This window comes from Croceibacterium aestuarii (genome assembly GCF_030657335.1).
GTDB classification, from domain to species: Bacteria; Pseudomonadota; Alphaproteobacteria; order Sphingomonadales; family Sphingomonadaceae; genus Croceibacterium_B; species Croceibacterium_B aestuarii.
This window is the reverse complement of record NZ_CP131039.1, coordinates 250,320-262,543: the sequence shown is the minus strand read 5'-3', so window position 1 is coordinate 262,543 and position 12,224 is coordinate 250,320. Positions and strand designations below refer to the sequence as shown.

The window sequence follows — 12,224 nt, the reverse complement described above, 5'->3', positions numbered from 1 at the left end:
CGCATCGCCATCGAATCGAACGGAGAGCTGAATGGCTGACAAGCGTGCGAATATCGTCATCGTCCATGGCGCATGGGTCGGGGGCTGGCGCTGGCGCGAGGTGGCGGACCTGCTGCGCGATCGCGGCCACTATGTTTTCACGCCCACGCTGACCGGGCTGGGGGAGCGGGCCCACCTGACGAGCCCGGACGTCAACCTTTCGCTGCATGCGCAGGACATCGCCAACGTCATCAAGTACGAGGATCTCGACGACGTCCTGCTCGTCGCCCATTCCTATGGCGGAATGGCCGTTTCGCAGGCGCTGTCGTTGATCCCGGAAGGGAAGATTGCCTCGCTGCTGTATCTCGACGCCTTCTTCCCCGAAGACGGCGACACCCTCAATGAGATCACCGCGATGCCGGCCCACCTGCCCGAGCAGGAAGGCGAGTACCTCGTTCCGCCGCCGCGGATCAACAAGGTCGGGTTCAACACCCACATGACCGATGCCGCGCGCGCGTCCTACGAAGACCGCCGCACGCCGCAGTCGGTCTATTGTTTTACCGAGCCGGCGCGGATTACCGGTGCTCGCGAGCGGATCCCGATCAAGACCTATGTCGTAGCCACCGGCTACAAGAACGATACCTTCGTTCCCGTGGCCGAAAAGCTGCGCAAGCGCGAGGGTTGGCGGGTCGAGGAAATGCCGTTCACCCACGATCTTCAGCACGTCGCGGTCACAGAAACCGCCGACATGATCGAATCCGCTTTGCCGTGATGGGCCGGCGCCGCGCAGCCACACGGCAATGTGGGCACTATTTTCGACTCCACGCGTGGCACTAACTGATGATGACGGGTCCGGATCGAACCGCGTGGCGGCAACGGACCTGACAGCGCCGATGGAGAGGGCTGCGATGACCGATGTGAAGGAAAAGGAGCCGCGGGCCGGGCAAATCGAGAGCTTCGTCCGCTATTCCGAACGCGCGGCGGACGGCGGGTGGATCGAAAAGAACGGCAGCTACTCATTCGCGATGGAGGATCACGATGCAGTGGTCCGAAACGCGCGGCTGGCCGACACCTCGTTCGAAACGCACGGCTTCACGCTGGAAAAGCATCCTGTCGACATCGACTGGTCGAACACCGAAGATTTCGAGACCCGCTACTATCCGCAGGTCTGCGACCTGGTGAAGCGCGTCACCGGCGCCAGCGAGGTCTTCGCCTTCATGGGCATCTGGCGCGGCGGCGAGGATGAGAAGGGCGGCGGTCCGGCGCTGAGCGCGCACGTCGATTTCAACGAGGAGGCGCTGCGCATGTGGATTCCTCGCCTGGCGCCCGGCCGGGAAGAGGAGATCGGCAGGAAGCGGCTGATGAACGTCAATGTCTGGCGCGGCACCAAGCCCGTCGAGAACTCGCCGCTGGCGGTGTGCGACCGGCGTAGCGTGGACAAGGGCGACTTCCTGCGGGTCTGCTTCGGCAAGCAGGAGAATGGCTGGAAGCCGGGCATGCCGGCGGGCCTCAACATGGCCTACAATCCGAACCACGAATGGTACTATTTCCCGGACATGCAACCTGACGAGGCGCTGGTGTTCCGGCTGTTCGACACCGCCGACCCGGACTGGAAGTTCACCGGCCACACCGCCATCGTGGACCCGACCGCCGACCCGGATTCGCCGAGGCGCGAGAGCTTCGAGGTCCGCACCATCGCGGTATTCGACGAATGACCGACACCGGCCGGGACAGGGGATGGAGACGATGCTGAAGAGTTACGTGGCGCTGGTGGAGCGGACCGAGAAATGGGACCGGTCCAAGCCTGCATTCGAACAGGAAGGCTTCGCCGAGCACGCGGCCTATATGGAAGCGCTCGAGAAGTCGGGCATGATCGCCATGGCCGGCCTGCTCGCCGAGTCCGAGCTGGTGCTGTTCGTCATGCGCGCCAACGATATCGACGAGGTGCGCGCCGGATTCGCCGGCGATCCGATGCAGCAGTCGGGCCTGGCGCGGGTGATCCGGCTGGAGGAAGCGCAGTTTCGCATCGGGACGCCGGAAGGAACCGGCCCGGGCTGAGCCCGCGCCCGAGACCGCCGTCGAAGGCGCATCCTGCGCGGGAAGTTAACGAAATCGTACGCGGAGATTTGATAATGCAGGTGTTTGTTTTCGATTGGACCGCCTACGCCGAAAACGTGGACAAGTTCCGCAAGGATGGCGAACTGCCCCGGCTCGGAAAGGCGCACTTCGAGCCGCAGGTCGCCATCGACACCTATAGGAATCATGTCGAAGCTTGGGTCGAGCTCGAGAAACAGGGTTTCGACGGAATCGCGATCAACGAGCACCATGGCACGCCCTTCGGTCTGGGCAATTCGCCTAACCTGATGGCGGCGGCGCTTTCGCAGCTGACCGAGAAGATCAAGATCCTCGTCTACGCCAATCTCCTGCCGATCCACGAGCCGCTGCGGCTGGCCGAAGAGATCGCCATGCTCGATTGCATGACCGGCGGGCGGCTGATCTGCGGCGTGGGTCGCGGCGCACCGCGCGAGTACAAGATATTCAACGTGCCGATGGATGAATCGCGCTCGCGCTTCAACGAGGCCTACGAAGTCATGCACCGCGCCTGGACGCAGGACAGCTTCAGTTTCGACGGAGAACATTACCAGTTCAACGATGTGGCCATCTGGCCCCGCCCAGTGCAGCAGCCGCACCCGCCCGTCTGGGTGCCTCTGACCGGCTCCAAGGAAACCATCGAGTGGGCGGCAGAGCACGATGCCACCATCACGCCCGGTATCTTCGCCGGTCCGGTACGCGAAGACACCCTCCGCTACTTCGCGCAATGCCAGGCGAAGTACGGTCGCAAGGTCGATCCGAATAAGGTCAGCATCATGGTCGATTGCTACGTCGCAGATTCAAAGGACCAGGCGATCGACGAATATGGCGAACACCTTATGTACCTGTTCAACACGCTGCTGCGCTATGACCAAGTCTGGCAGAGCGACGTGAAGAAGACGAAGTATTACTCGTCCACGGCCTTCGAACACTTGCGCGATGGGGCGAAGGGCACGCTGGCGGAGGACGATACCGTCTTCAACGAATGGGATATCGATACGGTGCGCGGCGCGGCGCAGCACATGCCGCTGGGCACCGCCGACGAAATCGTCGAGCGTATCACCGCCGAATGCAGCGACGCAGGGGCAAACAATGTCCTGTTGGTGATCAACCGGGGCGATATGCCGCACGAGAAGTACATGAACCAGATCCGCCGCATCGGCGAGGAAGTGCTTCCCAGGCTGCAGGCCCATAACGTGACCGTCGTTCCGCACGCTGAGCTGCAGGATGCCGCTGAATAAGGTGCGCACGGACAAGGGGGCGGGAGAGTGGCAGACATTGCGAACGAGCCGGTTCCAGCCGGGGACGCGGCCGGAAGCGGCGAGCACGCGCTGCTACAGCCGGGCTATCGCCGGTGGGTGATATTCGTCCTCCTGCTGGTCGCGGTGATGAATTTCGCCGACCGGGCGATCTTGGCCGTGCTCGCCCAGCCGATCAAGGAAGACCTCCACCTGACCGATACCGATCTTGGGCTGTTGCAGGGTCTTGGTTTCGCCATCCTCTACTCGGTGCTCGGCATCCCCCTGGGCATGCTGGCCGAACGGACCATGCGAACGCGCCTGCTGGCGGCGTGCATCGCCGCTTGGTCAATCATGACGGTCGCCTGCGGCTTCGCCACAAACTTCGCCACCCTGCTGCTCGGCCGGGTTGGCGTTGGTATCGGCGAGGCGGGCGCACAGCCGATCAGCAATTCGCTGATTTCCGATCATTTCCGTTCCGAGCGCCGAGGGTCGATGATGGCGATCATCCTGCTCGGCGCCCCAGTTGGCTTCCTGTTGGGACAATCCGTAGGCGGAATTCTCGCCAGCCAGTGGGGCTGGCGCGCGGCCTTCTACGCGATGGGTGTGCCGGGCCTCGTCGTAGCGCTGCTCGTGGCTTTCACCTTGCGCGAGCCGCCTCGCGGAATGGCTGAAAGTGCAATCTCCGCGCCAGACGAGAAGGCTCCCGGATTCCTCACCGTCGTCCATTTCCTGTGGGCCAAGCCGACATTTCGCCAATTGCTCGCCGGTTTCGTGCTGGCCGGCTTCGCGATGAACGCCATCGCCAACTTCGTGCTGCCCTTCTACTTGCGCGGGTTCGCCGTGCCCCTGGCGACGATCGGCCTCCTCTTCGGCGTGGTGAGCTTCTTTTCAAACGGCATCGGCATGCTGGTCGGCGGTTTCGGCTACGACCGGCTTGTTCGGCGCGACATACGCTGGGCCATGTGGGCGCCGGCGATCGCGCTCGTGCTGTGCATCCCGGCCTATGCCGGAGCGCTGCTCGCCCGCGACCTTTACGTCTCGCTCGGCTTCGTCTTCGTCGGCAACCTCATCCTCGGCACGCACATGGCGCAGACCATGGCGACGATGCAGAACCTGGCCGGTCCGAGAATGCGGGCCATCACTGCGGCTATCGTGGCGCTCATGGTCGGTATTTTGAGTGCTGGCTTGGGACCATCGGTGACGGGCTATCTCAGCGATCTCTTCGCCGCTCGATCCTTCGCCGGCGGAGATTTCTTCGCCCGTTGTCCGGGCGGCAGAGGCGAAGACGGCATGGGCACCGTGCTTGACACAGCCTGCCTTGTCGCTTCCACACACGGTCTGCGCCTGGCGCTGCTAGGCGTTCTGGCGGTGTTTGCCTGGGCCGCTTTCCATTACTGGCTTGCTGGCCGCCGCTTGCGGGAAGACTTGTATTTCCCACCGCAGCCCTGAGGCGAAATTCAGATCGGCCGCGTGCGGCTCATCTCGAGCATGACCTTGGCCGACTGCTCCTTTGCCCGATCGATGTCCCACCGGCTTCCGTCGTCGAAGTCGGCCATCAAGGAAGACAACAAGTCGAAGTATTCGCTCTGCACATCGGTCGGCAGGCGCTCCATCAGCTGTGGGTGGAACCTCGCTTCGTAGGCCGCAAGGCAACGCGAAAAAAGGTCGATGATAGGACTGTTCGCTGCCTGCGAGACGCACTGGACCAGGCGAAGCAAGTCGTAGCGATCGATTGACACACTCCGCCGCACCCGCGCCAGCAGCTTTTCGAGCCTCACGCGCTGGGCTGGACTGGCCCGGCTCACCGCGAGGGCCGGAACGTAGCGGTTGAGCTGGAACAGGAACGTGCCGGCGTTGAGCGGGTCCATTTGTCGGCTGATCAGGAAGGCGAGGACGAGCCTGATGCTGCCGGTACCCCTCGGGTCGCGTGTCAGCAGACCGTTGCCGCGTCCCCGGCGGCACTCGACGAGTCCGCTGTCCTGCAACTGCCTAATCGCCTGACGGAGCGTTGTCCGGCTTACGCTATACCGTTCGCACAGGTCCCACTCCGAACCCAGCCGCTGGCCCGACCCAGATCCGCGAACAACCTCCGCCGCGATGCGCCGGGCGACGAGCGAGGCGAGTGTTCGGTCGTCGGCCATTCGCGAGGTCTCGATGTCGGGCAACTCGATGCGGGAATCCGCATTTTCAAGCCAGGTACGGAGGCGCGCATGGAGATGGGCCGCCGCGGCTGTCGCGGCTCCGCCGTCGCCGGCTTCGATGGCGGAGGCCAAACGTCCGGCTTCGATGGCCGCGGATCTCTCACTCTCGGCGTCCGGAGCCCCCGATCCGACAAGCGGCTCCGTGAGGGCGTTCAGGCACTGGACGAACAACTCCAGCACCGGCTCCCCGGACATTCGCCCGACCGCCCGCCTGATCTCGCGATGCCATTGGGGGCCCGCGAATTCTTGCGGCGTGCGCAGCCACTCGAGCAAATCCTCATTCGTCTCTGCACGGGCCGCGGCTCCGGCGGCTGTGAGATCCACCGCTTCGTACGCATCCTGTATTTGCCTGCGCGTGACCTCGATCAAGCGGAAGTAATTCGCCAGTTCGGTGCCGATCGAATCCGCCTCCGGCTGCGCGACAACAAAGCCTCCGCAAGGACCGGGCCGCAGTCGCCCCAGGCCCCGACGCTCGAGCAGGGCGACAGCCTCGCGTGTTGCGGCACGACCGACCGAATAGCGCTCCGACAGGTCTCGCAGCGAACCCACGATTCCGCCCGCAGGGAGGTTGTTGATGGCGATTTCGTCTTCGATCAGCCGGGCGAGTTTCTCCGCCAAGCGCGCTGGCGTCGCATCTTCGCTCGTCGAGGACGAATAGATCTGTTCGGCACTCGCCATTCCGGCACTCTCCCAGGCGATTGAAGCCTCTAAGCCGGCTGCATGCAAGCCCGCTGGTCAACATTTTGAGTGTACTAATTTGATCCGTGGCTCGGGTCGCCGCCACGAACCATTCGCTCGGCCGCGTTCGCACCAGAGCTTTCCAGCCAGACGCAAGGGGGCACAATCTTTCCCGCGATTAGTTGATACCGCCAATCCAATTCTGTCGCCAATTGAGATGACGGGTGGGATGCCGGTGGCACCCGTCTCGCCTTGGGCCTCATTGAGGCTGCGCAATTGGGGACGAGGTATGGAGGGCAGGCAGAAAGTCTATCTCGGTTGCGGCATTGCCGCGTTCGCGGTCGTCGTCGGTGCTTTGGCACTGAATTCGGACGATGCCGAGGGCGCAGCGAACGAGGCGAGGCGGGCAGCCGATTTGCCCGTCCCGCGGCAAGTCAACCTGGCTTCGGACATGCCTGCCGATCTCGCCTCGCCAATAGCCGCGCCAGGACTCGATGCCGCGCGGCCGACCGATTGCCTGATCGAACCGAGTCAGGTTGTTAAGGTGAATAGCGGCGTCGAGGGGGTGATCCAGGCGATCTATGTCGATCGCGGAGACGTTGTCAGGCGCGGGCAGGTGGTCGCCCAGTTGCGCAGCGACGTCGATCGCGCGGGCGCCGCTGCCGCGCAGGCCAAGGCCAACAATTCGTACTCTGTGCGCGCCGCCGAGACGCGCGCCGCTTATCTCGAGGCGGTGCGCCGGCGGAGCGAGCAGATTGGCCAATATCTCGCCGCCGACAAGGTCGAGGAAGCGCAATCCAACGCCCGCGCCGCGCGCGAGGAGCGCCAGGCGCTGGCTGAGGACCAGCGCGTGGCGCAGCTCGAATACGTCCAGTCGCAGCGCATCCTCGCCGAAAAAACCGTGCGCAGCCCGGTCTCCGGCATCGTAACCGAGCGGGTCATGTCGCCGGGCGAATATCGAGGGCCCGACGCTTCGCACATCGTGACCGTTGCGCAAGTCGATCCGCTGTTTGTCGAGGTCTTCGCCCCAATCAGCGAGCTCGACGCGGTGCATGTCGGCGATCCGGTGAAAATCATTCCCGAAGCCCCGGTGGGCGGCGAATACACCGCCAAGATCAAGGTGATCGACCGCGTCTTCGATGCCGCCAGCGGTACGTTCGGCATGCGGCTGGAACTGCCCAATCCCGATTACAGCCTGCCAGCGGGGCTGCGCTGCAGCATCGAACTTGCGTCCACCAAGACGGGCGACGGGCGCAAAATGTGATGGGTGCCGAGGGGAAACAGGGAGCCACACGATGATCCGCAAGCTTGCCTTTTTGGGGTGCAGCGCCCTTGCCATCGCAGCGCCCGCGCGGGCGGAGACGCTGCAGGAAGCACTGCAATCGGCCTATCAGACAAATCCGACGCTTGCCGCCCAGCGCGGGCAAGTGAGGGTCGCCGACGAGGACGTGCCGATCGCACGTGCCGCCGCTCTGCCCACGCTCGATGGCAGTGCGACCTACCAGGAGAATGTGCTCAAGGGCGATCCCTCGCCGAGCGGCTTCTTCTCCGATCCCGACCGTCAGGTGGTCGCCCAGCTCAATGCCGATGCGCCCCTGTTCGATTTCGGTGCCGCTACCAATTCGATCGCCGCTGCCAAGGAGCGCGTCCAAGCGAGCCGGCTCGGTCTGCGCAGCGTCGAGAGCGACCTCTTCGTCGCGGTCGCCGCCGCCTACATGGGTGTCCTGCGCGACGAGGCGGTGGTGGCGCTCAACGAGAGCAATGCCGAGGTCATGCGGTTTACCCTGCAAGAGACGCAGGAGCGCTACCGCACGGGGAACCGGGGGCCGACCGACGTGGCGCAGGCCGAAGCGCGGCTGGCGCTTGCCCAGAGTCAGCTCGAAAGCTCCCGGTCAGACTTGATCGCTAGCCGCGAGAACTACATCAAACTCGTCGGACATGCGCCGGAGGATCTCGAACGGCCGCCGATGCTACCGCAATTACCCGACACCGCCGACGCGGCGGTCGATATCGCGCTCGACAATAACCCTGAATATCTCGCCGCCCTTTCGCAGAGTCGAGCGGCGGCGCTCGATGTCGATGCGGTGCGCGCGGAGGGGCTGCCCAAACTAAGCGCAATCGGAGGGCTTAACCAGTACGACTACCTCGGATCATTGCAGACGGGCACCGGGCCGCGCAATGGCGACCAAGGTACGACCGCCTTCATTGGCATGCGGCTGCGCGTTCCTTTCTTCCAAGGCGGGCGCGAAATGGCGCGCGTCCGCCAGGCGCAGGCAAAGAGTTCGGTCGCTATCGAGCGCATTTACGAGGCCGAACGCGCGACCGTCGCGGATACGCGTTCCGCCTTCGCCTCGTGGCAGGGGGCGATGCGGGTTATCGCCTCGGCAGAGCGCGGCGCGTCGGCTAACCAGCGCGCCCTGATGGGGTTGGTGGCGGAGACAAAGGCGGGACTCCGCCCGCTGCTCGATCGCCTCAATGCCGAACAGGAATTGCTCAATTCGCAGGTCACTCTGCTGACCGCGAGACGCGACGCCTATGTCGCGGGTTTCGACCTGCTGGCGGCGATGGGTTTGGCCGAAGCACACCACCTCAATTTCGATTCGGCGATGCTTTACGATCCTGCGGTCAATTACGACCGCGTCCACGCCCGCGTATTTCAGTTCAAACCCGATCCCGCGCCCGAAGCACGATCCACCGGCACGCATGAGACGCCGAAGCAGGATTCTGCCGTCGATCCCTCGGCTGAGCTGACGATTCCGGTCACCCCTGGTGCCGGCCGCTGAGCGGGGCCAAATGGTAGCGATGAGGGGAATGCCGCGCCTCTCCGCTCAGGGCTCCCCTGTCCGCCGCATCTTGCCCAACGTACCGTCGCGGTACGACTACCAACTGGCAATTTGCAGGCCCTTGCCACGTGGGGCATGGTTACCATGCGGTGAAGGGGGCATGGGTGGATTACGCGAAGCTGGCATCGGATTGGCAGGATGGCGACCGGGAGGCGGGCGACGAGTTGTTCCACGCGATTGGCGACGAACTGCGAGCGATCGCCGCGGCGCGGCTGCGGCAGGAGCGCAACTGCTCGCTATCGACCGGCGACCTCGTCAACGAAGCGATCATCAAGCTGTTTCGCCTCAACATCATGGAGATCCAGAGCCGCGCGCATATTCTCGCGCTGGCTTCGCGACTGATGCGGCAGATCCTCATCGACGAGGCGCGCAAACGCAACCGCGCCAAACACCATCACACCGCCATCACGCTCACCACCAATGTCGCGCAGTGGGAAGTGCCGCTCGATCTTATGACCATCGAAATGGCGCTTCAGGACCTGTTCGAGATCGACGAAGAGCGGGCGCAGATCGTGGAGATGCGCTTCTTCGGCGGCATGTCGACAGGCGATATCGCCACCGTACTCGGCGTATCCGAACCGACCGTAAAGCGCCGCTGGGCCTCGACTCGTGCCTGGCTCAGGCACCGGCTCGCTCGGGCGTGACGGGCTCGGCGTGACCCGTACGTCCGAAACTTCGATCGAGGGTGCGGCAATGGCCCTACTCGAAGAGGTGCTGGACCTGCCCTCCGAGGAGCAGAAGGCCTACATTGAGAACCACACCGGCGTGACCGAGGAAATCCGGAAATTCGCGCTCGCTTTGCTCGTATCCGAAAACCAGATGCGCGTCCCGATCAATACCGGCGGGGCGGGTGAGGCGCTGCGGGACGCGGACGAGGAATTCGAACCGCCCGACCTGCCTGGCTACCGCCTCGTGCGCCTGCTCGGACGTGGCGGTATGGGCGCGGTGTTCCTTGCCGAGCGGACCGCCCGCGACTTCCAACAGAAGGTGGCGATCAAGGTCATCAAGCCGGGCGTGCTGGGGGATACGCTGGTCGACCGCTTTCGCCGCGAGCGGCAGATTCTCGCCCGGCTCAATCATCCCAATATCGCCCACTTGCACGACGGCGGTGAAACCGAGGACGGGCAGCCCTATATCGTCATGGAATATGTCCAGGGACGCACGCTGCGCGACTGGATTTCGCAGGACGCGCCCAGCCTCGAGCGCAAGCTCGACTTGTTCCTGCAAGTGGCGCACGCAGTTGAATTTGCCCACCAGAACCTCGTCATCCACCGCGACCTGACACCGGGCAACGTGCTCGTCACGGATGGTGAGCAGGCCAAGCTGATCGATTTCGGCATCGCCCGTCCGCAATCCGACGAAAACGAGCATGCCAAACCGTCGCGCCTGACCGGGCTCAGCCTGACGCCGGGCTTCGCCGCACCAGAGCGCGCGCAGGGCACTGGGTCGAATACACTGACCGACATCTATTCCCTGGGCCGTATCTTCTCCCTGATGACGGGGGCCGAGAAGCAGCCCGAACTCGATGCAATCGCCGCCAAGGCTTCGGACGAGGACAGCGAGCAACGCTATTCCAGCGTCAGCGAGATGATTGACGAGATCGAGAATTACCGTGCCGGCCTGCCTGTCGTCACTTTCGCCGACACGCCCGGCTATCGCTTGCGCAAGTTCATGACCCGCGAGAAGGCGCTCGTCGGCGCGGCAGGGGCAATCCTGCTGGCAATCGTCGGTGCGTTGCTGGTCACCGGCATCGCATATAGTCGCGCGGAGGCCTCCCGCGTCGTGGCCGAGAAACGCTTCACCGAATTGCGTGACCTCGCCCATTTTCAGATCTTCGACTTGTACGACGAGTTGGACCACGTGATCGGCAATACCGCCGCACGACTGGCGCTGGCCGAGCGCTCGCAGGCCTATCTCGTCAGTCTCGCCGAAAGCCGCAGCCAGGATGCCGACCTTCAGCTCGAAACAGCCGAGGGTTTCCTGAAGCTTGCGAAGATCCAAGGGATACCCGCTCATCCCAATTTCGGCGAGCCGGAAGCAGCGAGTCGCAATCTCGACCGGGCCGAGGCGCTGTTCGGCCCGCTGTCGAAGGTCGGCTCGGCACGCGCCGATATCGGCCTCGCGCGGCTTTACGCCTATCGCGCGCTGCTGCTTGCCCACGGCGAGAGCAAGCCGGATGAATCCAAGCAGGCGATCGCCAAGGCCGATGCCGCGCTCGAACGCGTGCCGGTACCGCAGCGCGATTGGCGATGGATGGATGCGCGGCGGATCGCCCGCGTGGCCGCCCTCGAATGGGGCGATCTCGAACTCGACAGTGCGTTGATCGCCGACACGTCGGACAAGCTGTTGGCGGACATCGAGCAATGGCCGCGCGACAAGAGAGGCGGTTACGAGGAGCGCTTCGATCGGACAATCGGTACTTATTACAAGGCGATCGTGCAGCACAATCTGGGCAATGACGAGGGCTATCGCCGGGCGGTCGACCTCTACCTCAAGGCCGACGGCGAATATGCCGATATCCTCGAGGATTTTCCCAACGATCCGATGACGCTCTACTGGCGCGGCTGGAACGCCTATTACGGCTATGCCGCGGCCGCGACCCTGGAGGACGACCCGATGGCGACGCGGCTGCTGGCGCAGGCGCGGGAATCGGTCGGCAAGCTGATCCAAATCGAGGAGGCCGATAATTCTTTGCAGACCTTCGACGAGCGCCTGCGCGAGGCGCAAGCGGAATATTTCGCCAATCTCGGTCGGTACCGCGAGGCTATTCCCTTGATGCAGCAGGTGATCGACGGGCGTGTGGCCAAGGTCGAGCGAACGCATTCGGCGCGCTCGACTAGCGATCTGGCCTATGGAAGGGCGATCTTCGGTTCGATCTACCGTGAGGCGGGAAAGCGCGAGGAGGCTTGCCGCAACTGGGAAGAAGCGGAGCGACTGATGGCGCAACTGGCCAAGCGCGACGAGCTTTCAAATTATGTCGGCGTCCTGCGGCCGGGGATAAACGCCAATCTCGACCTGTGCCGCGCCGGCGCTCCGGTCACCCGGTTCCAGGTGCTGGCCGAGCAATAGGTCCGCGCAGGCGCAAGCCATGACCCGAATCCGTTTTTCGTGATCCCCCAGCCCCAGTTTTAACGCCTTCTTAAACGAGGGGTGAGGTGCCGCGACGGAGCGCCTCCGCATCGAGCGAGGGC

10 protein-coding genes are annotated in these 12,224 nt (G+C 63.9%); 9 read left to right on the top strand and 1 reads right to left on the bottom strand.

Annotated features, from left to right (window positions below):
• Positions 1-31: 31 nt before the first annotated feature.
• The 5 genes from Q7I88_RS01115 to Q7I88_RS01095 all read left to right on the top strand — a co-directional run bounded on the left by Q7I88_RS01115 (position 32) and on the right by Q7I88_RS01095 (position 4,760).
• Positions 32-751 (top strand): alpha/beta fold hydrolase, encoded by a 720-nt coding sequence (locus Q7I88_RS01115; protein WP_305097204.1) that lies wholly within the window; start codon positions 32-34, stop codon positions 749-751.
• 55 nt (positions 752-806) lie between these two features.
• Positions 807-1,694, top strand: a complete 888-nt coding sequence (locus Q7I88_RS01110) for a CmcJ/NvfI family oxidoreductase (RefSeq protein ID WP_305097203.1) — start codon at positions 807-809, stop codon at positions 1,692-1,694.
• Positions 1,695-1,725: 31 nt separating this feature from the next.
• Positions 1,726-2,037 (top strand): YciI family protein, encoded by a 312-nt coding sequence (locus Q7I88_RS01105; RefSeq protein WP_305097202.1) that lies wholly within the window; start codon positions 1,726-1,728, stop codon positions 2,035-2,037.
• A 74-nt stretch (positions 2,038-2,111) separates the two neighbouring features.
• A complete protein-coding gene (locus Q7I88_RS01100; protein ID WP_305097201.1) occupies positions 2,112-3,311 on the top strand; it encodes an LLM class flavin-dependent oxidoreductase in 1,200 nt (399 codons plus the stop codon).
• A gap of 27 nt (positions 3,312-3,338) precedes the next feature.
• Positions 3,339-4,760 carry a spinster family MFS transporter gene (locus tag Q7I88_RS01095; protein ID WP_305097200.1) on the top strand — a complete coding sequence of 474 codons (1,422 nt, stop codon included), beginning with the start codon at positions 3,339-3,341 and terminating at the stop codon, positions 4,758-4,760.
• Between the two features lie 8 nt (positions 4,761-4,768).
• Here the strand turns inward: Q7I88_RS01095 and Q7I88_RS01090 are convergent, their stop codons facing one another.
• Positions 4,769-6,190, bottom strand: coding sequence for a FadR/GntR family transcriptional regulator (locus Q7I88_RS01090; protein ID WP_305097199.1), 1,422 nt, complete (start codon positions 6,188-6,190; stop codon positions 4,769-4,771).
• A 289-nt stretch (positions 6,191-6,479) separates the two neighbouring features.
• Here Q7I88_RS01090 and Q7I88_RS01085 point away from each other — a divergent pair, with 289 nt between their 5' ends.
• The 4 genes from Q7I88_RS01085 to Q7I88_RS01070 all read left to right on the top strand — a co-directional run bounded on the left by Q7I88_RS01085 (position 6,480) and on the right by Q7I88_RS01070 (position 12,102).
• Entirely contained in the window at positions 6,480-7,454 is a 975-nt protein-coding gene (locus Q7I88_RS01085; RefSeq protein WP_305097198.1) for an efflux RND transporter periplasmic adaptor subunit, read from the top strand.
• A 31-nt stretch (positions 7,455-7,485) separates the two neighbouring features.
• Positions 7,486-8,973, top strand: coding sequence for a TolC family outer membrane protein (locus Q7I88_RS01080; RefSeq protein ID WP_305097197.1), 1,488 nt, complete (start codon positions 7,486-7,488; stop codon positions 8,971-8,973).
• Between the two features lie 164 nt (positions 8,974-9,137).
• On the top strand, positions 9,138-9,677 hold the full coding sequence (locus Q7I88_RS01075; protein ID WP_305097196.1) for an ECF-type sigma factor: 540 nt from the start codon (positions 9,138-9,140) through the stop codon (positions 9,675-9,677).
• 49 nt (positions 9,678-9,726) lie between these two features.
• Entirely contained in the window at positions 9,727-12,102 is a 2,376-nt protein-coding gene (locus tag Q7I88_RS01070) for a serine/threonine-protein kinase (RefSeq protein ID WP_305097195.1), read from the top strand.
• Positions 12,103-12,224 lie beyond the last annotated feature (122 nt).

What these genes read in the sequence shown, in the direction of transcription:
- Q7I88_RS01090 (WP_305097199.1), bottom strand. Translation starts at nt 6,190, where the DNA reads ATGGCGAGTGCCGAACAGATCTATTCGTCCTCGACGAGCGAAGATGCG.
- Q7I88_RS01100 (WP_305097201.1), top strand. Translation starts at nt 2,112, where the DNA reads ATGCAGGTGTTTGTTTTCGATTGGACCGCCTACGCCGAAAACGTGGAC.
- Q7I88_RS01105 (WP_305097202.1), top strand. Translation starts at nt 1,726, where the DNA reads ATGCTGAAGAGTTACGTGGCGCTGGTGGAGCGGACCGAGAAATGGGAC.
- Q7I88_RS01080 (WP_305097197.1), top strand. Translation starts at nt 7,486, where the DNA reads ATGATCCGCAAGCTTGCCTTTTTGGGGTGCAGCGCCCTTGCCATCGCA.
- Q7I88_RS01070 (WP_305097195.1), top strand. Translation starts at nt 9,727, where the DNA reads ATGGCCCTACTCGAAGAGGTGCTGGACCTGCCCTCCGAGGAGCAGAAG.
- Q7I88_RS01085 (WP_305097198.1), top strand. Translation starts at nt 6,480, where the DNA reads ATGGAGGGCAGGCAGAAAGTCTATCTCGGTTGCGGCATTGCCGCGTTC.
- Q7I88_RS01115 (WP_305097204.1), top strand. Translation starts at nt 32, where the DNA reads ATGGCTGACAAGCGTGCGAATATCGTCATCGTCCATGGCGCATGGGTC.